Source organism: Pseudomonas mercuritolerans, from assembly GCF_025706525.1.
Taxonomy (GTDB): Bacteria; Pseudomonadota; Gammaproteobacteria; order Pseudomonadales; family Pseudomonadaceae; genus Aquipseudomonas; species Aquipseudomonas mercuritolerans.
In genome coordinates this window covers 1-22267 of the sequence record NZ_JAMSHA010000006.1, presented here as the reverse complement: position 1 = coordinate 22267, position 22267 = coordinate 1, and the positions used below count along the sequence as shown (strand labels likewise).

Annotated in this window: 20 protein-coding genes; 14 read left to right on the top strand and 6 right to left on the bottom strand. The window is 59.5% G+C overall.

The window, feature by feature from the left end; genetic code table 11:
* Positions 1-105: 105 nt before the first annotated feature.
* The gene (locus tag ND528_RS17515; RefSeq protein ID WP_263470801.1) at positions 106-2034 is read right to left on the bottom strand and encodes a RecQ family ATP-dependent DNA helicase; all 1929 of its coding nucleotides are present in this window, start codon (positions 2032-2034) and stop codon (positions 106-108) included.
* Positions 2035-2313: 279 nt separating this feature from the next.
* Between ND528_RS17515 and ND528_RS17510 the strand changes: the two genes are divergently transcribed.
* From ND528_RS17510 to nadS, 3 genes are all read left to right on the top strand, one after another.
* Positions 2314-3456: a hypothetical protein gene (locus ND528_RS17510; RefSeq protein ID WP_130910163.1), complete on the top strand. Its 1143-nt coding sequence runs from the start codon at positions 2314-2316 to the stop codon at positions 3454-3456.
* Between the two features lie 335 nt (positions 3457-3791).
* The gene (locus tag ND528_RS17505) at positions 3792-4106 is read left to right on the top strand and encodes a type II toxin-antitoxin system RelE/ParE family toxin (protein WP_263470800.1); all 315 of its coding nucleotides are present in this window, start codon (positions 3792-3794) and stop codon (positions 4104-4106) included.
* Positions 4107-4108: 2 nt separating this feature from the next.
* The gene (gene nadS, locus ND528_RS17500; protein ID WP_064363398.1) at positions 4109-4396 is read left to right on the top strand and encodes a NadS family protein; all 288 of its coding nucleotides are present in this window, start codon (positions 4109-4111) and stop codon (positions 4394-4396) included.
* A 108-nt stretch (positions 4397-4504) separates the two neighbouring features.
* Here the strand turns inward: nadS and ND528_RS17495 are convergent, their stop codons facing one another.
* Positions 4505-6046 carry a phosphoenolpyruvate carboxykinase gene (locus tag ND528_RS17495; protein ID WP_016772179.1) on the bottom strand — a complete coding sequence of 514 codons (1542 nt, stop codon included), beginning with the start codon at positions 6044-6046 and terminating at the stop codon, positions 4505-4507.
* Positions 6047-6227: 181 nt separating this feature from the next.
* On the bottom strand, positions 6228-7130 hold the full coding sequence (gene hslO, locus ND528_RS17490) for an Hsp33 family molecular chaperone HslO (protein WP_212615050.1): 903 nt from the start codon (positions 7128-7130) through the stop codon (positions 6228-6230).
* Positions 7131-7237: 107 nt separating this feature from the next.
* Here hslO and ND528_RS17485 point away from each other — a divergent pair, with 107 nt between their 5' ends.
* On the top strand, positions 7238-8038 hold the full coding sequence (locus ND528_RS17485) for a phosphatase PAP2 family protein (RefSeq protein WP_263470799.1): 801 nt from the start codon (positions 7238-7240) through the stop codon (positions 8036-8038).
* A gap of 89 nt (positions 8039-8127) precedes the next feature.
* Here ND528_RS17485 and ND528_RS17480 read toward each other — a convergent pair whose 3' ends face one another.
* Positions 8128-8532 (bottom strand): RNA-binding S4 domain-containing protein, encoded by a 405-nt coding sequence (locus ND528_RS17480; protein WP_122698817.1) that lies wholly within the window; start codon positions 8530-8532, stop codon positions 8128-8130.
* 116 nt (positions 8533-8648) lie between these two features.
* Between ND528_RS17480 and rimA the strand changes: the two genes are divergently transcribed.
* Genes rimA through rimK form a run of 3 tightly spaced genes read left to right on the top strand, consistent with a single transcriptional unit; the run spans position 8649 to position 10826 of the window.
* Entirely contained in the window at positions 8649-9428 is a 780-nt protein-coding gene (gene rimA, locus ND528_RS17475; RefSeq protein WP_122881279.1) for a S6 modification regulatory phosphodiesterase RimA, read from the top strand.
* A 16-nt stretch (positions 9429-9444) separates the two neighbouring features.
* Positions 9445-9924, top strand: a complete 480-nt coding sequence (gene rimB / locus ND528_RS17470; protein WP_016772184.1) for a retropepsin-like aspartic endopeptidase RimB — start codon at positions 9445-9447, stop codon at positions 9922-9924.
* Entirely contained in the window at positions 9921-10826 is a 906-nt protein-coding gene (rimK, locus tag ND528_RS17465) for a 30S ribosomal protein S6--L-glutamate ligase (RefSeq protein WP_024011184.1), read from the top strand. Before rimB ends, rimK begins: the two co-directional genes overlap by 4 nt.
* A gap of 106 nt (positions 10827-10932) precedes the next feature.
* On the opposite strand, the gene ND528_RS17460 is transcribed toward rimK, so the two are convergent.
* Together ND528_RS17460 and ompR are read right to left on the bottom strand one after the other, a co-directional pair.
* Positions 10933-12246, bottom strand: coding sequence for an ATP-binding protein (locus ND528_RS17460; RefSeq protein ID WP_016770645.1), 1314 nt, complete (start codon positions 12244-12246; stop codon positions 10933-10935).
* A gap of 114 nt (positions 12247-12360) precedes the next feature.
* Positions 12361-13101 carry an osmolarity response regulator transcription factor OmpR gene (gene ompR / locus ND528_RS17455; RefSeq protein ID WP_039756430.1) on the bottom strand — a complete coding sequence of 247 codons (741 nt, stop codon included), beginning with the start codon at positions 13099-13101 and terminating at the stop codon, positions 12361-12363.
* Positions 13102-13459: 358 nt separating this feature from the next.
* On the opposite strand from ompR, the gene ND528_RS17450 reads away from it, so the two are divergent.
* The 7 genes from ND528_RS17450 (at position 13460) to tauD (ending at position 21989) form a co-directional block, all read left to right on the top strand.
* Positions 13460-15784, top strand: a complete 2325-nt coding sequence (locus ND528_RS17450; protein WP_263470798.1) for a Tex family protein — start codon at positions 13460-13462, stop codon at positions 15782-15784.
* Positions 15784-16167, top strand: a complete 384-nt coding sequence (locus ND528_RS17445) for a PaaI family thioesterase (RefSeq protein WP_024011182.1) — start codon at positions 15784-15786, stop codon at positions 16165-16167. Before ND528_RS17450 ends, ND528_RS17445 begins: the two co-directional genes overlap by 1 nt.
* 304 nt (positions 16168-16471) lie before the next feature.
* Positions 16472-18055: a glutamate--cysteine ligase gene (gene gshA / locus ND528_RS17440; protein ID WP_212615048.1), complete on the top strand. Its 1584-nt coding sequence runs from the start codon at positions 16472-16474 to the stop codon at positions 18053-18055.
* A 329-nt stretch (positions 18056-18384) separates the two neighbouring features.
* The gene (gene tauA / locus ND528_RS17435) at positions 18385-19362 is read left to right on the top strand and encodes a taurine ABC transporter substrate-binding protein (protein ID WP_130910262.1); all 978 of its coding nucleotides are present in this window, start codon (positions 18385-18387) and stop codon (positions 19360-19362) included.
* Between the two features lie 15 nt (positions 19363-19377).
* Complete coding sequence (gene tauB / locus ND528_RS17430; protein WP_130910261.1) at positions 19378-20172, top strand: taurine ABC transporter ATP-binding subunit; 795 nt, start codon at positions 19378-19380, stop codon at positions 20170-20172.
* On the top strand, positions 20169-21002 hold the full coding sequence (tauC, locus tag ND528_RS17425; protein WP_263470797.1) for a taurine ABC transporter permease TauC: 834 nt from the start codon (positions 20169-20171) through the stop codon (positions 21000-21002). The genes tauB and tauC overlap by 4 nt, the downstream gene beginning before the upstream one ends.
* Before the next feature lie 144 nt (positions 21003-21146).
* Entirely contained in the window at positions 21147-21989 is an 843-nt protein-coding gene (tauD, locus tag ND528_RS17420) for a taurine dioxygenase (RefSeq protein ID WP_263470796.1), read from the top strand.
* The last annotated feature ends 278 nt before the right edge of the window (positions 21990-22267 follow it).

Here is a 22267-nt window from a genome sequence, read left to right as displayed (position 1 = left end):
TCCCCGCTTGATGACACTTGACGTAGGAGCTGACGAAGGCTGCGATCTTTTGATCATGAAAAATCAACATCAAAAGATCGCAGCCTTCGGCAGCTCCTACAGGGGTCAGAGGTGCTCTTGCGCCCAATCGCGTACCTGCGCGTAAGGGTACTCTTCCAACGCAGCAAAACCCGGTATCGCCCGCGCCTTGAGTTTGGTGAACAACGGCACGCTGATTCCGCAGAGGAACCGCGTCAGGCGCTCGGCCGTCGGAAGCATGCCTGTGTGCTGCTCATGCCTGTGGATAAGTTCACCGCACAATTGCGCGAAATTTTGATCCACAAGCGGCGGCAACACTGGCGGCTCAGGCAACCGCGCAACCCGGCCATGACATACCGAACAATGTCCGCATCGCTGAGGGGCATTGTGATCTCCGAAATACTCGGCCAAGCGATAACCCAGACAGCGTTCGGTGGCGAACACGTCAAGCATGGCGTGAATTCGCGCCACCTCAGTCCGTTCATGGCGAGTGAAATACTCGTGGAGCTCAGCGCTGAGGGCGTCGCTGTCAAAATCACTTTGCAGCAGATTGTAGACCTCGGTCATCTGCTTGCTCTCAAGCTCGACCCAGCCCTTTTCCTGGAAGTAATCCAGCGCTGTCACCACGCGATTGCGCTCGGCGGAATACTGCGAGTACATCGCCTCGAAATCTACCGTGGCCCAGGTGCGTGCTCGCGTAGACGTCCGGATGAGCGCCGCGACGAAATCGCTGCGCTCGCCTTCGAAGCGCTGGAGCAATGCTTCAGGCTCAAGCAGATATTTGAAGCGATACTCGGCGTAATAGGCGTAACGCGGCGCAATCAGACCTCGCAGCTCCAACTGCACCAGCAAAGTCTTCAACGGCAACGAGCGAATATTGCTCTGATCCGAGAGTGGCCCAAGCAGAAACTCCCATTGTCCTTCCGGAACTGAGGCATTGAGCTCTTCGAGCACATAACGAATTCCATCACGCTCGGGCGTATCGCCGTAGACGAAGTTTTCCAGCACATTGAGACTGTCGCGATTCGCCAGTACCAGGCAATCCGAAGGCTGCCCGTCACGCCCGGCGCGGCCGATTTCCTGGCTGTAGTTTTCGATGGATTTGGGCAGATCGAAATGCACCACGTTGCGGATGTCGCTCTTGTCGATGCCCATGCCGAAGGCAATGGTGGCGACAATGCAATTGGACTGCCCGGCCATGAAGCGGCGTTGAATGTCTTCACGCTGATCGTGGGGTAAACCTGCGTGGTAAGCCTCGGCCGGGATACCGTTGCGCTCGAGATGCTCGGCAATGTGTTCGGCGGTCTTCTGCAACGTGACATAGACAATGCTCGGTTGCCCTGGGCGTTCGCTCATCCATTCGACCAGACGCCGACGTTTGTCCTGACCGCGTACAGGCTCGACCAGCAGGTTGAGGTTGGGCCGATAGAAACCGGTGGTCACTACATCGTCCGGAGCAATGGCGAATTTGGCCTGCATGTCGGCGATGACTTTTGGTGTCGCCGTGGCGGTCAGCAGCAAGGCCTGCGGGATGTTGAACTGGCGCTGGTAGTTCGGCAATTTCAGGTAGTCCGGCCGAAAGTTGTGGCCCCATTCCGAGATACAGTGAGCTTCGTCGACTACCAGCAACGAGATCGGCACCTGCTGCAAGAAGTTGCGGAATCGCTCGTTTTTCAGACGCTCGACGGAAATCATCAGAATCTTCAATTCACCCGAACGCGCACGGGCCATGACGTCGTTGGCATCCTCACGGCTTTGTGCCGAATCGATGCTGCCCGCGGAGATACCGTGGCGCTTGAGAAACGCCAGTTGATCCTGCATCAACGCCAGCAACGGCGAAACCACCAATGTCAGGTGTGGCAGTAAAAGCGCCGGCAGCTGATAGCAAAGCGATTTGCCGGAGCCGGTGGGAAAGATCGCCGCCGCGGATCGCCCCGCCAGCACCGCGCTGACAGCGGCCTCCTGACCGGGGCGAAACTGTGGATAACCAAAAACCTGTTCCAGGGTATGGTGCATTTACTGTCACTCCTTTGACTGCTGCCATGCCCAAAGCCTAGCGGGCGATTTCAGCGAGTCGAGAAAAGGTCGGGATCCAATCAATTCGAAATGATACATCGGATCAGCGACTTGACGCGTTGCAGATATTAATTGCACTACAGGCGCTCTGCAAAAACACCGCCCCATACAATCAAGGCAATTCTGAGAACTTACAAACGCAGAAACAACCAAACCGTTTATCAATACAACCAACTGGAACTAACGTGACTGCTCTTATTCACTCGAAAGAGCAAAAGCATGACAACTTTAACCATTTTCTTTTGCGGTACCGGCTCAAACAAATTCGATATCAATCATAAAAGTTTTTGGGACGGCGAAGTTGTATCCACACTCGCTGCACACCACACCGGCCGTGAGTTCGCTGAATGGATCGTGGTCGACGGGCCTGGCAGCGGCAACCTGCAGGCCGATGATCTGTTCACCAAAACCAAGGAATACGGGCTATCCGGAACGCTGTTTGGTAAAGGCTGGGAGGAAAACGTCCAGCACGCTGTGAATATCATCAAAGGCAAGTGCGACTGGCAACGGCAACAACTGACCGAGAAGGAATATAACCGACTCAAAAGCGCCGGCATTCCCATTGACGATGTAAAAGTCGAGGGCTCGTGGCTCTGGCGCAAATACAACTATGGCGACCGCAGTATCACCCAACAAAAGTTACAGGAACAGATCATCAAGACTTTCCGCAAGGACGGTATTATTCCAACCACAGTCAATCTTGTCGGCTGGAGCCGGGGCGGCATCAGTTGCCATATGCTCGCCAATGCAATGTACAAGGATCCTGCACTCAAACATATTCCGGTGAACATCTTTGCCATTGATCCAGTTCCGGGCATCGGCAACTTTCAGGAAAACCGCGTCAAACTCCAATCCAACGTCAAGGAATACATCGCGTTCTATGCCCGCGACGAGCGCTCAAAAGGCTTCAGCTGCGTGATCCCGCAAACCGCCACTGGCACCAAAACCTCGATCTATCCAATGGCCGGCCGCCACGCCACCCTCGCTGGCAACGCCACGGCGCTCGGCGGCGAGCCCATCAACAGCAGCGACCTCAACGCGCTGATCGAACCCGGCCGCATCGTTCGCCATCTCGCCGAGACCTGCCTCAAGCGCTGGGGCGTGCCACTGAGCAAAACCCTCAATCTGACCGATGCCGATCTGCTGCCCCTCACTGGCGCCATCGTCAGCGACGAGGCCCGCTACAAGAAGATGCACAGCCAGTCCTACACCTATTTCACCGAGCTGGACAAAGGCGAGCGCTCTGTCTCGCTGGGCAGCAAAGGCGTGCCGTTTTCAGCAGTCAAAGGCACGATCTACCGCCCGGCAACCGGACTGACCACAAGCCTGCTGGATATTTCCGGTTACCAGCATCTGCGTTGAAAGGCGTTGAACAATCGGTAGCAACGTCTGGCGCTTTGTTCGTCCCGTTCCTACTTCACGCGATGCCTTGTCGGCTATCGCGAGGTGGTGGTGCGAACCTATAGTCGTGGGTGTCGCTGCTTTGATCAGCGACACCCACATCACCCACGCTCTGTACCTGCTGACAGGACGGCTGCGAGCTGCTGCAAGTCGCGCAGACACAGATGCTCAACTGGAAAGCCCCTGCCTAAGGCGAGCAGCCTGATCGCCGCCATCATCTGTCGGCGACCAGGCACCAGTCATCGTTATCAACACTTCAGCATTGCCTGAAAGTAAGTCACTGGCGTACATTGACCATGATTTTTATTGAGACTTCAGTCTTCACCCGCCGAGTAAGAGAGGTACTGGACGACGATGCCTACGCCACCTTTCAAAAGCAGTTGGTCGCAAACCCGTCTATTGGCGATGTAATCGAAGGAACCGGCGGGGTGCGTAAAGCACGAGTCGCCTCCAAAGGCCATGGAAAACGGGGTGGCGCACGGGTTATCTACTACCACTTCGTTTCAGCATCACAGATCGCGTTGTTGATGATTTATCCAAAAAACGAGCAGCAGAAACTTACCCATGACGAACGGAAAGCACTGAAGGCCATGATTGGAAACTGGAGGTAACCATGAGCAAGTTTTTTGATGAGCTGATGGAAAGCGTGCAGGAAATGGATGAGATTCTTCGGGGTGAAAAAAAGCCGTCCCGCGAATTCCATGTGGATGCATTACAGGTTAAACAGATTCGCAAAGCGACGGGAATGACGCAGGCAAAGTTCGCAGCCTTGATCGATGTCCAATTGGGAACGTTACGCAATTGGGAGCAAGGTCGTCGTCAGCCGACTGGCCCGGCCAAAGCACTACTCAAGGCCATTCATAACGATCCTGTCCATGTGCTGAGTGCACTGGCTGATTGACACATAGCCAGGGCAAGCCACGTCTTTGAGTCCAACCAAGCTGCATTTCAGATCGGAAATAAAAAACCGCCCCAAAGGGCGGTTTTTTATTCACTGCAAAACCGCTACTTACAACTTCGGCCCAGCCGCCTTGATCGCGTCGCTCACTTCGAACTTCTTGAAGTTCTCGATGAAAAGACCGGCCAGTGCTTTCGCTGCCTCGTCGTACGCTGCCTTGTCAGCCCAGGTGTTGCGTGGGTTGAGCAGGTTGGTGTCGACGCCCGGAACGGCCAGTGGCACGTCGAGGTTGATGGTGTCGAGGTGCTCGGTGGCGGCACCGATCAGTGCGCCGCTCTGGATCGCGGCGATCACTGCGCGGGTGGTCGGGATGTTGAAGCGTTGGCCGACGCCGTAGCCGCCGCCGGTCCAGCCGGTGTTGACCAGATAGACCTTGGAGCCGAAGCCGCGGATGCGCTTGATCAGCAGTTCGGCGTATTCGCCAGCCGGACGCGGGAAGAACGGTGCGCCGAAGCAGGTGGAGAAGGTCGACTTGATGCCGCTGCCCGAACCCATTTCAGTCGAGCCCACCAGCGCGGTGTAGCCGGACAGGAAGTGGTAGGCCGCTTGTTCTTCGTTGAGGATCGACACTGGCGGCAGTACGCCGGTCAGGTCGCAGGTCAGGAAGATCACTGCGTTTGGCTCGCCACCCAGGTTCTTCTCGGAACGCTTGGCAACGTGCTCCAGCGGGTAGGCGGCGCGGCTGTTCTGGGTCAGGCTGACATCGGCGTAGTCGGCGTGCTTGGCGTCGTCGATAACCACGTTTTCCAGCACCGCGCCGTGCTTGATGGCTTTCCAGATGACCGGCTCGTTCTTCTCGGAGAGGTCGATGCACTTGGCGTAGCAACCGCCTTCGATGTTGAACACCACACCCTCGCCCCAGCCGTGTTCGTCGTCACCGATCAGGTAACGGCTTTCGTCGGCCGACAGGGTGGTTTTACCGGTGCCCGACAGACCGAAGAACAGGGTCACGTCGCCGTCTTCGCCGATGTTGGCAGCGCAGTGCATTGGCAGCACGTCAGCGGCTGGCAGCAGGAAGTTCTGCACCGAGAACATGGCTTTCTTCATCTCACCGGCGTAACGCATGCCGGCGATCAGCACTTTCTTCTGCGCGAAGTTGATGATCACGCAACCGTCGGAGTTGGTGCCGTCACGCTCAGGCACGCACTCGAAGTTGGCGACGTTGAGCACTTGCCATTCTTCACGGCCAGCCGGGTTGTACTGGGCCGGGTTGATGAACAGGCAACGACCGAACAGGTTCTGCCAGGCAGTCTGCGTGGTCATTTTCACGGCCAGGTAGTGATCTTCCGCCGCACCTACATGCACGTGGGAAACGAAGTGCTCTTGCGCGTTGTTGAAGGCCTCGACGCGAGCCCATAGGGCATCGAACTTGTCGGCCGGGAACTTGCGGTTGATCGGGCCCCAGGCAATAGCGGCCTGGGTGGAAGGCTCTTCAACGATGAAACGGTCGACTGGCGAACGGCCGGTGCGGTGACCGGTGCGAACAACCAGAGCGCCGGTATCGGCAAGCTCGCCTTCACCGCGATTCAGGGCTTCTTTTACCAGATCATCAACACTCAGATCGGTGTACACGGCGTTATTGGCTTGCGTCATGAGGTTCCCCGTCGGCCAGTGGCCGAGTGTGCTCCAAACGTTTTGTAGTAGAAAGTCGTGCACTACTACCGCGAAAAAAGTGGGCCGGATTATGCCAGAAAAGCCCAAAAAGAGTAGGGTCCTCCCGTCGTAACGGCGATATTCCGTCATTGCGCAGTGAATTTACCTGCGCTGAACCGTTTTAGTGACGGGTATCTGACGGCGTATCGACGCCCGCGCCAGCGAACAGTTGAGCGATATCAGCCGCGTCGAACAGGTACTGCTGATTGCAGAACTGGCAATCAATCTCGACTTTTCCGCCCTGCTCGGCTGCCAGCGCCAGCGCATCTTCCAGCCCAAGACTGACCAGCGCATTGCCGGAGCGTTCCCGAGAGCAGCTGCAACTGAAGCGCAGATGCTGCACATCGAACAGGCGCACCTGCTCCTCGTGATAGAGGCGGTGCAGCACGGTTTCGTTGTCCAGGCTCAGCAGCTCATCGGCGCCCAGAGTGCCGGCCAGCGCGGTGATGTGCTGCCAGCTGGCGGCGCGATCTTCTTCATCTTTCAGGCGATCGGCGGGGAGTTGTTGCAGCAACATGCCACGTGCGCGACGGCCGTCGGCGAACAGCTTGAAGCGCGTGCCGACTTGCTGCGACATGACGAAATAGTTGGTGAAGCAATCGGACAGTGTTTCGCCGTCGAGATCGACAATGCCCTGATAGCGCTGGCCAACGGTCGGATCGACGGTGAGGGCCAGAACGCCGTTCGGCATCAGATCGCTGAGGGTGGCGTCTGCGGCGATCTGCTCGGCGTCGTAACGCGCCAAGCCACGGATCTCACGCTCGCTGGAGCATTCGATCATCAGCAATGGGATCGGCCCTTCCGAGCGTGCCTGCAAGATCAGCAAGCCATCGAACTTCAGGGTGCCAACCAGCAACGAGGCAGCCGCCATCAACTCGCCGAGCAACTGCGCGACCGGCTCCGGGTACGGGTGTTTGGCGAGGACTTCGGCGTAGCTGCGCTCCAGCGCTACCAGTTCGCCGCGAGTGTCGCTGTCATCGAAGATGAAGCGTTGAGTGAAATCGGTATCCGCTAAGTCGGTCATAGGTCTGGGTATCTGAATGTGATGACAAAATGGTTACAAAACGTGAAAATTTGCGCTTGCTGGCACTTTTTTTGTGGCCGGCGCTTTTTCGCCATGGGAGGCATTTTATGAACAATCCGGGTTTGTTCCAATCAAGGTGGAACCTCGGCCGGCTGGTTCTGTGTAACGTAATGCCGTTGGCGCTACTGGCTTTCTGGTTATGGCCTACGGGTCAGATGCTGTGTGTGATTTTCGACGAGTGGCTGTTCCGCTCGCTGAATGCACCGCTGGCCAGCAACCCGATATGGCTCCACATCTGGGCAATTGCAAGTCTGCGCCCGTTCGACATCGTCGTCGGACTGATTCTGTTGACGCTGCTGATCAAGGGCGACTGGGTCTTCAGGGCGATCGACGTGCGTCGCGCGTTCTTCGGTTTTTTCTCGATACTGTTACTGATGGTGTTGATCCGCGCGCTGTTTTCCAAATTTGCCGATCACATGGGCTGGCAGCACAGCAGCCCGTCAATGGTGCTTGAGGGCGCCGTGCACATCAGCGATTACTTTCCGCACCTGGAAAAAACCTGGGAGCTGAAGGACCGTTCGGGCCAGAGCTTCCCCGGTGATCATGCTTCGGTGCTGTTGATCTGGGCTCTGTTCATGGGCGTCTTCAGTCGCACGATCGGGCAGTTCTTGACGGTCTGGGGTCTGGCAGTGCTGTTCATGATGCCGCGCCTGGTGGCTGGCGCGCATTGGGGTCAGGACGACTACATCGGCGGCTTGCTGCTGGCGGTGTGGGCGTTGGGCTGGGGTTACTACACGCCGTTTGCCTATCACGCGTCGAACCTCTGGTTGAAGCTGACCGCGCCGATTTTCGCGTTGCTGGGCAAGCTGCCGATGGTGTCGCGGATGAGTGTAATTTCCGCCCGGTAAATGGTGGAGCCTCGAAAAGATCGCAGCCTTCGGCAGCTCCTACAGGGATCGCATTCCAACTGTAGGACCTGCCGCAGGCTGCGATCTTTTTACTCGTCGTTGCTACCGCGAAATTTGAACAAATCGCGCCGCTGCTTCTTGCTCGGCTTGCCATCGGTGCTCACGCCCAACGACCCCGCCTTGCGCATTGCCGCAGCCGCTTCACGCTTGGCGATACTCGCTTCGGTCTCCGCATACAAGGTCTGCGCCTCGGGCGCGCCACGACGCACGATCGACAAAGCTTCCACCCTCACCGTACGCACTTCGAAGCCGGTGCGAATCTCGAACTCATCGCCAATGCGCGGCTCCTTGCCCGGTTTGCAGCGTTCGCCGCGACAGTGCACCTTGCCACTTTCAATCGCCGCTTTGGCCAAGGCCCGGGTCTTATAGAAACGCGCCGCCCATAACCACTTATCGAGACGGACCTTGTCGTCCTCCTCCTGCTTCTGTCCCATATGAATTCCTCGCTCAGCCAGTAGTCGGAACTGTACTACCGTTTCTGTCGGGCGCAAGAACCCGGCCCACCAGATAGACTGTGATCTTCGCCGCCTGACCGGCCTGGAGTGACCGAGTGACAAAATTTCCGACTTCATTGACCTCACCCAAGGGCGGTTGCCAGGGCTGTCAGCAGAGCGAGCCGCTGGACTTCGATTTTGCCTTCGCCTATCAGCCAATTGTCGACCTGCGCGACCAATCGGTATTCGCCCACGAAGCGCTGGTGCGCGGCGTGGCCGGTGAGGGTGCGCTGTCCGTGTTAAATCAGGTTACAGAAGACAACCGCTACCGCTTCGACCAGCTCTGCCGGACTCGCGCCATCGAAGGTGCGGCCAGTCTTAATATGCAGACACACTTGTCGATCAACTTTTTGCCCAACGCCGTCTACCGTCCAGAGCTATGCATCCGCAGCACACTGGAGGCCGCACGAAAACACAACTTTCCGATCGACCGACTGATTTTCGAAACCCTGGAAATCGAGCACGTAGATAATTATCGCCATTTGACCAATATTCTGCGTGAATACCGCGAATTCGGCTTCAAGACCGCCATCGACGATTTCGGTGCCGGCTATTCGGGGCTCAATCTGCTGGCTGATTTCCAACCGGACCTGATCAAACTCGACATGGCGCTGATCCGCGATGTTGACCAGGACCGTGTCCGTCAGGTGATCGTGCGGGGGATTGTCACAATGTGTGCGGAGTTGGACGTTACAGTCATTGCCGAAGGCATAGAAAGCGCCGGGGAACGGGATTTCCTCGCGGACTGTGGAATATTTCTGATGCAGGGCTACTGGTTCGCCAGACCTGCATTCAAAGCGTTGGCCCAGGTGCCGGACGAGGCCTGGAAGCGTTAACCCTTGGTTTTTTTCCTTGAAGACATTTGATCATTTGACCGTTGTCGGTCTGCGCGAGTGGGTGGCGCTCCCGGGCCTGGGAGTCGCGGGCCTGCGCGCCAAAATCGACACCGGCGCCAGCACCTCCAGTTTGCACGCCACAGATATCGAACCGTTCGAACGCGACGGCGAGAAATGGGTGCGCTTTACTGCGCATCTCGGCACGGTGGTGCAGTTGCGTCACCGGCGCTGCGAAGCCCCGCTGGTCACACGCAAAACCATCAAAAGCTCCAACGGCCATGCGCAGGTGCGCTACGTGATCAGCACCACGCTGGCCCTGGGTGATCGGGTCTGGCCGGTGGAGTTCACCCTGGCCTGCCGCAAGTCCATGCGCTATCGCCTGTTGCTCGGTTCCAAAGCCCTGATCGATGGCCAGTTGGTGGTCAATCCGGGCATCAAGTATGTACAAGACAAGCCGGTGTTCCCGGTATCTACCTCCTCCACAGGTGTTGCATGAAGATCGCTGTGCTGTCGCGTAATCCGCGTCTGTATTCCACCCGCCGTCTGGTCGAAGCCGGAATCGAGCGCGGGCATGAAATGGTAGTGATCGACACCTTGCGCGCCTACATGAACATCGCCAGCCACAAGCCGCAGATCCACTACCGCGGCAAACCGCTGGAAGGTTTCGACGCGGTGATCCCGCGGATCGGCGCGTCGGTGACGTTCTACGGCTGCGCGGTGTTGCGTCAGTTCGAAATGATGGGCGTGTTCCCGCTCAACGAGTCGGTGGCCATTGCCCGCTCGCGGGACAAATTGCGTTCGCTGCAGCTGCTGTCGCGACGCGGAATCGGTCTGCCGGTCACCGGTTTTGCCCACTCGCCGGACGACATTCCCGACCTGATCGCCATGGTCAACGGCGCACCGCTGGTGATCAAAGTGCTCGAAGGCACCCAGGGCATTGGCGTGGTGCTGTGCGAAACCGCGACGGCGGCAGAGTCGGTGATCGAAGCGTTCATGGGCTTGAAGCAGAACATCATGGTCCAGGAATACATCAAGGAAGCCGGCGGCGCGGATATCCGCTGCTTCGTGGTCGGCGACAAGGTGATCGCGGCAATGAAGCGCCAGGCCAAACCGGGAGAATTTCGTTCCAACCTGCATCGCGGCGGCAGCGCCAGCCTGATCAAGATCACCCCGGAAGAACGCATGACCGCGTTACGCGCTGCCAAGGTCATGGGGCTGGCAGTGGCGGGTGTGGATATCCTGCGTTCCAATCACGGGCCGCTGGTGATGGAAGTGAACTCGTCGCCGGGACTGGAAGGCATCGAGACCACCACTGGCAAGAATGTCGCCGGGATCATCATCGAGCATCTTGAAAAGAATGGCGGGCCAAATATGACCCGCACCAAGGGCAAGGGGTAGAGAAGCAGCTGCTAGCGGCAAGCTTCAAGCGGCAAGTGAAAAGCGCTCTTGCTTGTAGCTTGCAGCTTGCAGCTTGCAGCTTGCAGCTTGCAGCTTGCAGCTGCTTCTAAACCGCATCTCGGGGCAACATCAACCCCAGCGGCAATCTCACGCGGGCCTCAAGTCCACCCCCGGACCGGTTACGCAATTCGACATTGCCGCCATGCATCGCCGCAATCCGTTTGACGATCGCCAGCCCCAGCCCGGTGCCTTTGCCGCCCCGTGCCCGATCACCTCGGGTAAACGGGTTGAAGATTGCCTCAAGCTCGGACGGATCAATCCCCGCGCCACGGTCCATCACGCTCAGGACCACATACGGCGCGCTGGTATCGCCGGACACATAAGCCGCCACTTCAACACCGGTGCCGGCATGGTTCAAGGCGTTGCCGATCAGGTTGTTGAGCAGGCGTTTCATCGACACTCGACGCAGCGGAAACGGCTGGATCGGTTCCAGGCGCAGGCGCACTTTCTCTTCGTTCTGGTTGTACGGCGCGGCGACTTCGCGCACCAGATCGCTGAGGTCGACTTCTTCCACCGACTCGTCGCGACCGTCACGGATGAACGCGAGGAACTGGTCGAGAATCGCGTCCATGTCCTCGATGTCGCGGACCATGTCGTCGGTAAGGTCGGTGTGATCGCCCATCAGTTCCAGCGACAGGCGCAAGCGCGTCAGCGGTGTGCGCAAGTCGTGGGAAACCCCGGCCAGCATCAGCTCGCGCTCGCGTCCGGCCTGTTCAACGTCCTCGGCCATCTGGTTGAAGGCGCGATAAACCTCGGTCATTTCGCTGGGTGTGTCGCTGATCGGCAGGCGCACGCTGCGGCCTTGGCCAAGTTGCCGCGCGGCATAGACCAGGCGCTTCAACGGCTGGTTGAGCTGGCTGACGAAAATCCATGCCGACGCTGTGGACAACAGGCCGATGGCGAGGAACCAGCCGAGCACGTTCCAGATCTTCTGCCCGCGCAACGGATGTGGATACAACGGCACTTTGAGCCAGCCATCGCCCAGGCTCGGTGCCCTCACCCACAGTGCCGGCGGCGAATGCATGCGCAAACGCACCTCGGTGTCGGCACCCAGTTCCGCCTGCATCTGACGTTGGTAGATTTCGCTGTACGGCCAGTGCTGCTCGCCTTCCGGCACACCGGCGCCGACCACACGAATCAGGGTCGCAGCATCGGCAATTTTTGCGCGGTTTTCTTCATCGGCGGCCCAATAGGCACGTAGCGTCAGAGCGACACCATGGCTGTATTGGCGATCCACCAGCACGTCCTCGTTCATCAACAGATAAACCAGGGTCAGCGCCTTGGAAAACAGCACGACGATCAGCACCAGCCAGAGGGTGCGGGAGAAAAAACTTTGGGGGAACCAGACGGGGGTTTTCATCTTTAACCGCTACACACTTGCAGGAGCGAGCAATGCTCGCATATTGCGGATTGCGAGTCTGTGGCAATGGCCGTGCGACCAGAGCCTTGCAGACCCGCTCCTACAAATCACCGATCACTTGGTGGCGGTGCCATCCGGTACGAACACGTAACCCACGCCCCAGACGGTCTGGATGTAGCGCGGTTTCGACGGATCGGGTTCGATCATCCGGCGCAGACGCGAGATCTGCACGTCGATGGAGCGCTCCAGCGCATCCCATTCGCGACCACGGGCCAGGTTCATCAGTTTGTCGCGGGTCAGTGGCTGACGCGCGTTCATCACCAACGCCTTGAGTACCGCGAACTCACCGGTGGTGAGCATGTGCACTTCGTCGCCGCGCTTGAGCTCGCGGGTCGCCAGCGACAACACGTAATCTCCGAACGTGACGTTTTCGTCTTCGCTGCCCGGTGCGCCCGGTACCGGTGCGGCCTGACGGCGCAATACCGCTTTGACCCGCGCCATCAGCTCGTCCGGGTTGAACGGCTTGGCCAGGTAATCGTCGGCGCCCAGTTCAAGGCCCTTGATACGGCTCAGCTCATCGCCCTTGGCGGTGAGCATGATGATCGGAATCTGGTTGTTCGCGCCACGCAGGCGGCGGCAAGCGGTCAGGCCGTCTTCGCCCGGCAGCATCAGGTCGAGGACGACCAGATTGAACACTTCACGCGCCAGCAGACGGTCCATCTGCTCGGTGTTCGGAACGGTACGGGCACGGTAGCCCTTGCTGACGAAGAAACGCTCCAGCAGGCTGCTCAGCCCCGGATCGTCATCAACGATTAGAATTTTTTCGCCTTCAGCCGTTTGTGCAGTGCTGCTCATTGGATGCTCCTTTTAGCTCGGCGCGCATTATGGCGTAGCTGCCGTTATACGCACCGTGTGCATTGTTAGCAGATTTTTCCTTCACTGCCAGAAAACCGGGGTTTATGCCTACAGGCTGCGACGCCCCCGAATGACAGAACGCTGGTTATAATGCGCGGCGTTTTGCGCCAGGCAACGTCTGAATCGTTACCGTAAGTGGCCGGTATTTTTTCCGGCCCTGTGCAGCAACTGTTCGATTTCACGGGTCAATGGGCAGCCTCTTGATCCAGGCAGCGGCAATTTTCCAGCCGCTCAATCAGCCTCCAGGCCTTTATCTGCGCGCCTGTGAGCCTGCTTTCAAACTATGTCAGGTGGTTTTATGGACAGCATCAACAGCCGCATTGCCGAGGAACTCGGCGTACGCCCACAACAGGTCGAAGCGGCCGTCGCGCTACTCGATGAAGGTTCTACCGTCCCCTTCATCGCCCGTTACCGGAAAGAAGTCACCGGCAGCCTCGATGACACCCAGTTGCGTCATCTGGAAGAGCGCCTGCGCTACCTGCGAGAACTCGACGAACGGCGCATCAGCATCCTCGCCAGCATCGAGGAGCAAGGCAAACTCACCCCTGCCCTCGAGCGCGACATCAAGCTCGCCGACACCAAAACCCGTCTCGAAGACTTGTACCTGCCGTACAAGCAGAAGCGCCGGACCAAGGGCCAGATCGCCCTCGAAGCCGGCCTTGGCGAACTGGCCGACGGCTTGTTCAACGACCCGAACCTGTCGCCGGAGACCGAAGCCGCGCGCTTCGTCGACGCCGAAAAAGGCGTGGCCGATGTGAAGGCTGCGTTGGAAGGCTCCAAGTACATCCTCATGGAGCGCTTCGCCGAAGACGCCAGCCTGCTGGAAAAGCTGCGTAATTTCCTCAAACAGGAAGCGATCCTCAGTGCCCGCGTCATCGCTGGCAAGGAAGAGGAAGGCGCCAAGTTCCGCGATTACTTCGAACACGATGAGCCGCTGAAAAGCATGCCGTCGCACCGCGCCCTCGCCATTTTCCGTGGCCGCAACGAAGGCATTCTCAGCTCCGCGCTGAAAGTCGGCGATGAGCTGCCCGGCACCATGCACCCGTGCGAAGGCATGATCGCTCAGCAGTTCGGCATCCAGAACCAGAACCGCCCGGCGGACAAATGGCTCGGTGAAGTGGTGCGCTGGACCTGGAAGGTCAAGCTCTACACCCACCTGGAAACCGACCTGCTCGGCGAGTTGCGCGATGGCGCCGAAACCGAAGCAATCAACGTGTTCGCGCACAACCTGCACGACCTGCTGCTGGCCGCTCCGGCCGGCCCGCGCGCGACCCTGGGCCTCGACCCGGGCCTGCGTACTGGCTGCAAGGTGGCCGTGGTCGACTCCACCGGCAAGCTGCTCGACCACGCCACGGTTTACCCGCACGTGCCGCACAACAAATGGGATCAGACCATCGCCATCCTCGCCGCTCTATGCGCCAAGCATTCGGTGGACCTGATCGCCATCGGCAACGGTACTGCCAGCCGTGAGACCGACAAGCTGGCGATCGAACTGATCAAAAAATATCCAGCGATGAAAATGACCAAGGTCATGGTGTCCGAAGCCGGCGCCTCGGTGTACTCGGCCTCGGAACTGGCGGCCAAGGAATTCCCGGATCTGGACGTGTCGATCCGTGGCGCCGTATCGATCGCCCGTCGCCTGCAGGATCCGCTGGCCGAGCTGGTGAAGATCGATCCGAAATCCATCGGCGTCGGCCAGTACCAGCACGACGTCTCGCAGCTGAAACTGGCGCGCGGTCTGGATGCCGTGGTCGAGGACTGCGTGAACGCCGTGGGCGTGGATGTGAACACTGCCTCCGTGGCCTTGCTGGCGCGGATCTCCGGCCTCAACGCAACGCTGGCGCAAAACATCGTCGCTCACCGTGACGAACACGGCGCGTTCAAGACTCGTGCAGCACTGAAGAAAGTTGCGCGACTGGGCGAGAAAACCTTCGAACAGGCCGCCGGCTTCTTGCGCGTGATGAACGGCGACAACCCGCTGGATTCCTCGGCGGTGCACCCGGAAGCCTATCCGCTGGTGCAGCGCATTGCCGCTGAAACCGACCGCGACATCCGCTCGCTGATCGGCGATGCCGCGTTCCTCAAGCGCTTGGATCCGAAGAAGTTCACCGACGAAACCTTCGGTCTGCCGACCGTCACCGACATCCTGCAAGAACTGGAAAAACCCGGTCGCGATCCACGTCCGGAGTTCAAGACTGCCGAATTCCAGGAAGGCGTCGAGGACCTCAAGGACCTGCAACTGGGGATGATCCTTGAAGGCGTCGTCACCAACGTTACGGCGTTCGGTGCGTTCGTCGACATCGGCGTGCATCAGGACGGTCTGGTGCACATTTCGGCGCTGTCGGAGAAGTTCATCAAGGACCCACGCGAAGCGGTCAAGGCCGGTGACGTGGTGAAAGTGAAGGTCATGGAAGTCGACATTCCGCGCAAACGCGTCGGCCTGTCGATGCGCATGGGCGACACCCCGGGCGAGAAAATCGACGGCGCCCGTGGCTCGCGTCCGGGCTCGGCACCGCGCCAGTCTTCGGGCAACGCGCCGCGCAAGGAAACCGCTACCGCCGCGCCGGTGAACAACGCGATGGCCTCGCTGTTCGCCAACGCCAAACAGTTGAAGAAACGCTGATGGACATGCCGGCCGGGCTCGTCGAGAGCGCGTTTTTCAAGCTGTTGGGCTGCCGCCTGCACAGCCTCGAAACCGGGGTGGCGCAAGTCGCCCTGGCGCTTGAGCCCGAGCTGCGCAACCGCGGCGGCAAACTGCACGGCGGCGCGCTGTTCAGTCTGGTCGACATTGCCATGGGCCTGGCCTGCTCCAGCAGCCATGGCTTCGATCAGCAGAGTGCGACCATCGAATGCAAGATCAACTACATCCGCGCCGTTTCCGACGGCGAGGTGCTGTGCACGGCGCGGGTGATCCACCCGGGCCGGCGCACGCTGGTGGTCGAAGCCGAGGTGATGCAGGGCGACAAACTGGTCGCAAAAGCGCAAGGCACCTTCGCTGTCCTGTAGATGTTGCTCATCATTTTGAGTTAATTTCGGCGCTGTGACCGCAGCGTCGAGCTTTTCTGTGGGAGCGAGCTTGCTCGCGAAGAGGGCATTTCAGTCAGCCTCAAGTCGCCTGACACTCCGCCTTCGCGAGCAAGCTCGCTCCCACAGTTCGCGTGCATCCGCCAGATTCAGGGAATGAAGTTGGCGATTCAACGGGGGCTGACAGGCCCGAAAAACCAGGCGATAACGCCAGTTTCAACTTCACCCTTGTAGACCGTCCTGCCCACCCCCATATTGGGGCGACTGACGCGTGAAGGAATCCAAATTGAGCGAACTTCTCAACCGCCGCCTGGCTCTGCTTGGCGAGCGCGCTAACCTCTCTCTGCTCAAGCAGTGCCTGCACGGTATCGAACGTGAATGCCTGCGCGTGACCAGTGAAGGTCGTCTGGCGCAAACGCCGCACCCCGAAGCCCTGGGTTCCGCGCTGACCAACGAACAGATCACCACCGACTACTCCGAGTCGCTGCTGGAATTCATCACCCCCGCCCTGCCGGATCCTGCCGACACGCTGGCAAGCCTGGACAAGATTCATCGTTTTGCCTACAGCAAACTCGGCAACGAGTACCTGTGGAGTCCATCGATGCCGTGCCCGTTGCCGGCCGAGGAAGACATCCCGATTGCCTATTACGGCACCTCCAACATCGGTCAGCTCAAATACGTCTATCGCAAGGGCCTGGCCCTGCGTTACGGCAAGACCATGCAGTGCATTGCCGGTATTCACTACAACTTTTCCCTGCCGGAACAGCTCTGGCCATTGCTGCGCGAGGTCGAAGGTTTCGTCGGCACCGATCGCGATTTCCAGTCGGTGTCCTACATCGCGCTGATCCGCAACTTCCGTCGCTACAGCTGGCTGCTGATGTACCTGTTCGGTGCCTCGCCAGCGCTGGACGCCGGCTTCCTGCGCGGGCGTTCGCATCAGCTCGAGCAGCTCGACCCGGACACGCTGTATCTGCCATACGCGACCAGCCTGCGCATGAGCGATCTCGGTTATCAGAGCAACGCCCAGGCCGGCCTGACACCGTGCTACAACGATCTGGCGAGCTACACCGACAGCCTGCGCGAAGCCGTGGCCACGCCCTATGCGCCGTATGTTGAAGTCGGTACGCACAAGGATGGTGAGTGGGTGCAGCTCAACACCAACATCCTGCAGATCGAAAACGAGTACTACTCCAACATCCGCCCGAAACGCGTGACCTACACCGGCGAGCGGCCGATCCAGGCGCTGATGGCGCGCGGCATCCAGTACGTCGAAGTGCGCTGCCTGGACATCAACCCGTTCCTGCCAATGGGCATCGACCTCACCGAATCGCGCTTCATCGACGCCTTCCTGCTGTACTGCGCGCTGAACGACAGCCCGCTGCTCACCAACACTTCGTGCGGCAACGCCACCTCGAACTTCCTCAGCGTGGTCAAGGAAGGTCGCCGTCCGGGCCTGCAATTGCAGCGTGACGGTGAGCCGGTCGAGATGAAGCAGTGGGCGGCCGAACTGCTCGAGCAGATTGCTCCGCTGGCGGCGATGCTCGATCAGAGCGTTGGCGGCGATGCCCACAGCAAGGCGCTGGATGCGCAACTGGCCAAGGTCAACGACCCGTCGCTGACGCCATCGGCGCAGGTGCTGGCCGCCATGGCCGAGCACAAGGAAAGCTTTGCGCAGTTCTCCCTGCGCCAGAGTCAGACCCACGCCGAGTTCTTCCGCAGCGAGCCGTTGGCGGCTGACGAGCAAGCGAAGTTTGAACAACTGGCGCGCGCATCGCTGGCGCAGCAGACCGAGCTTGAGCAGAACGAAGTCGGCGATTTCGATGTGTTTGTCGGCGCGTATCAGGCGAGTATTCTCGCCATCAGCAATTAAAAGCCCCTCACCCTAACCCTCTCCCAAAGGGAGAGGGGACTGACCGCGTTGTTCTTGCGAGCTACACCGACCTGAAATACCGGGCCGAACTCAGGCCTTGAAAAGCATGAAGATCAGCTCCCTTTCCCCCTCGCCCCCTTGGGGGAGAGGGCTGGGGTGAGCGGGCAAAGTTCTGACGTCGACCGAATCATCCGAAATCCCCACACCCTCTCCTATCCTTAGATTTTTCCGCTCATAAGCTCATTCGAAAAAGTTATTTATTTCGGGATTCTTAGATCATTTAGTCTCCACTCATGCCGACATTCGGTCGCCTGATCTGGAGCTTTCAATTGAAACTGAATTTCCCGCTTCGCCTGCTCGCCGCCGCCTCACTGGCCGCTGCAAGCTTTCTGGCCCAGGCGGCCGATCTCACCGTCGCCTACCAGACCACCGTCGACCCGGCCAAAGTCGCTCAGGCCGACGGCGCCTACGAGAAAGCCACCAAGGCCGACATCAGCTGGCGCAAATTCGATAACGGTGCCGACATCATTGCCGCTATCGCTTCCGGCGATGTGCAGATCGGCTACCTCGGTTCAAGTCCGCTGACCGCCGCGATCACCCGCAAAGTCCCGGTCGAAACTTTCCTCATCGCCACTCAGATCGGCGCCGCCGAAGCACTGGTCGCCCGTGACGGCTCCGGCATCAAGACCCCGCAGGATCTGATCGGCAAGAAAATCGCCGTGCCGTTTGTGTCCACCGGGCACTACAGCCTGCTCGCCGCGCTCAAGCACTGGAACATTGATCCGTCGAAAGTCACCGTGCTCAACCTCGCGCCGCCAGCGATCATTGCCGCGTGGAAACGCGGTGACATCGACGCCACTTACGTGTGGGACCCGGCGCTGGGCGTGGCCAAGGAAAACGGCAAAGTGCTGATCACCTCCGGCGAACTGGCCAAGTTCGGCGCGCCGACCTTCGATGCGTGGATCGTGCGCAAAGACTTCGCCGAGAAGCACCCGGAAATCGTCACCGCGTTCGCCAAGGTCACCCTCGACGCCTACGCCGATTACCGCAAAGACCCGAAAGCCTGGCTCGCCGATCAAGCCAACGTCGACAAACTGGTGAAGCTCTCCGGTGCCAAGGCCAGCGACATTCCGCTGCTGCTGCAGGGCAACGTCTACCCGCTGGCGGCGGATCAGGTCAGTGACCTCGGCGCGCCGACCACCAAAGCCATCACCGACACCGCCGCGTTCCTCAAGGAGCAAGGCAAGGTCGAAGCCGTGCTGCCGGACTACGCGCCTTACGTCAGTGCCAAATACATCACTAACTGATCGGGAGATACAGCGATGGCCTTGCTACAGCTGGAGCGCATCAGCGCACAGTACCCGGGCAGCCCGGAGCCGGTGCTGGCGGATATTTCTCTGACCCTCGGGCCGCAGCAGTTGCTGGTCGCCCTCGGCCCGTCCGGCAGTGGCAAGACTTCGCTGTTGAACCTGATTGCCGGTTTCGTCGAACCGAGTGCCGGGCGCATCACCCTCGACGGCGTGCCGGTCAAAGGCCCGAGCGCCGAACGTGGCGTGGTGTTTCAGGACGACGCCTTGCTGCCTTGGCAGGACGTATTGGCCAACGTCGCCTTCGGCCTTGAACTGGCCGGTGTCGGCAAGGACCAGCGGGAAAAAATCGCCCGTGAAATGCTCGCGCTGGTCGATCTCGCCGGCTTCGAAGACCGGCGCATCTGGCAATTGTCCGGTGGCCAGAAACAACGCGTCGGCCTCGCTCGCGCCCTCGCCGCTGATCCGCGCGTGTTGCTGATGGACGAGCCGTTCGGTGCGCTTGATGCATTCACTCGCGAGCAGATGCAGGAGCTGTTGCTGCAAGTCTGGCAACGCACGGCCAAGCCGGTTTTCCTGATTACCCACGACATTGAAGAAGCGGTGTTCCTCGCCACGGACCTGATTCTGCTGGCGCCGAATCCAGGGCAGATCGTTGAGCGCCTGCAATTGGATTTCGGTCAGCGTTACGCCGCAGGTGAATCGGCCCGCGCGATCAAATCCGATCCGCGCTTTATCGAAACCCGCGAACACGTGCTGAGCAAAGTCTTCTCGCAACGCAGCGCCGTACCCCGGCAGGAGCGCGCATGAGCAGTTACGACGTTTCCGCTGCGGCGGTGAAAACGCCTTCGGTGAAAATCCCGGTGCGCCGCAGCCTCAGCACTCGCTGGATCAGCCTGCTGACCCTGTTCGGCCTGTTGACGATCTGGTGGGCGGTGACCGCGACCGGCCTGATCGAACCGCTGTTCCTGCCGCCCCCCTCCGCCGTGCTGCAAAAGGGCTGGTTGCTGGCGACTTCCGGATACATGGATTCGACTTTGTGGCAGCACCTCGGTGCCAGTCTCGGCCGCATCGGTCTGGGTCTCGCTTTTGCCATCCTGACCGCCGTGCCGGTGGGCATTGCCATCGGTGCCAACCGCATCGCCCGCGGTGTGCTCGATCCGCTGATCGAGTTCTACCGCCCGATCCCGCCGCTGGCGTATCTGCCGCTGATCGTGATCTGGTGCGGGATCGGCGAGTTGTCGAAAGTGCTACTGATCTATCTGGCGATTTTCGCGCCGATTGCAATTGCCACCGCGACGGGCGTGCGCACGGTTGATCCAGCAAAACTGCGCGCCGCTCAGTCATTGGGCGCGACGCGCGCGCAGTTGATTCGCCATGTGGTTTTGCCGAGCGCTCTGCCGGACATTCTCACCGGCGTGCGCATTGGTCTGGGCGTCGGCTGGTCGACCCTGGTCGCCGCTGAACTGATCGCGGCCACCAGTGGCCTGGGTTTCATGGTGCAGTCGGCCGCGCAGTTTCTGGTCACCGATGTGGTGGTGCTGGGGATTCTGGTCATCGCCCTGATCGCCTTCGCCATGGAAATGGGCCTGCGCGCATTGCAGCGCAGACTGGTGCCGTGGCACGGCCAGGCGCACTAAATCGCCTTGTGAAAATTCCCCTGTGGGAGCGAGCCTGCTCGCGAAAGCGTCAGATCAGTCACTGCACTGTCGCCTGACACTCTGCATTCGCGAGCAGGCTCGCTCCCACAAAAGCATGACACTCCGAATTCGACGAGAACGACCATGAGCACCCTCAACATCACCCCGTTAAGCTCCGCCCTCGGCGCGCAGATCAGCGGCGTCGACATCAGCCAGCCGCTGAGCCTGGAACACCGCGACGCGATCGAGCAGTCGCTGCTTAAATACCAAGTGCTGTTCTTCCGCAACCAGCCGATCGAGCCGGCGCAGCAGGCACGCTTCGCGCATTATTTCGGCGACCTGCACATTCACCCGATCTACCCGAACGTGCCGGAACAACCGGAAGTGCTGATCCTCGATACCGCCGTCACCGACGTGCGCGACAACGCGATCTGGCACACCGACGTAACCTTTCTGCCGACGCCGGCGATGGGCGCGGTGCTCAGCGCCAAGTTGCTACCGGAGTTTGGTGGCGACACGCTGTGGGCCAGCGGCATCGCGGCGTATGAAGCGTTGTCGGCGCCGATGAAAAACCTGCTTGAAGGGCTGACAGCGACCCACGATTTCACCCGATCGTTTCCGCTCGAGCGCTACGGCAACACGCCTGAAGCGCTGGCGCAGTGGGAAGAAGCACGGCGCAAGAATCCACCGCTGTCGCACCCGGTGATCCGTACGCACCCGGTGAGCGGACGGCGCTCGCTGTTCGTCAATGAAGGGTTTACCGCGAAGATCAACGAACTGTCGGAAACCGAAAGCGAAGCGCTCCTGAAGTTTCTGTTCGCCCATGCGACGCGACCGGAATTTACCATTCGTTGGCGTTGGCAGAAGGACGACATCGCCTTCTGGGATAACCGCGTGACCCAGCATTACGCGGTGGACGATTACCGACCGGCGCGGCGGGTGATGCAGCGGGCGACGGTGTTGGGGGATGTGCCGTTTTTTCGTTGAGCCTGATCAAGATCAAAAGCCCCTCACCCTAACCCTCTCCCGGAGGGAGAGGGGACTGATTGGGGATGCTGTAGAAGTACGCCGACCTGAACGTACTTTGCTGAATCCATAATCGACTCGGTATTTCAGGTCGATGTAAGACGCAAGACACCTCGGTTGATCTGGTCAAACGATACTGGACACGGTTATAGGGTTTAGGTCATTTCTCATACTGCCAAGGCTTCCATTGCTACCGGAGTCCGATATCCGTTGTGGCTGTGCAGCCTGATCCGATTGTA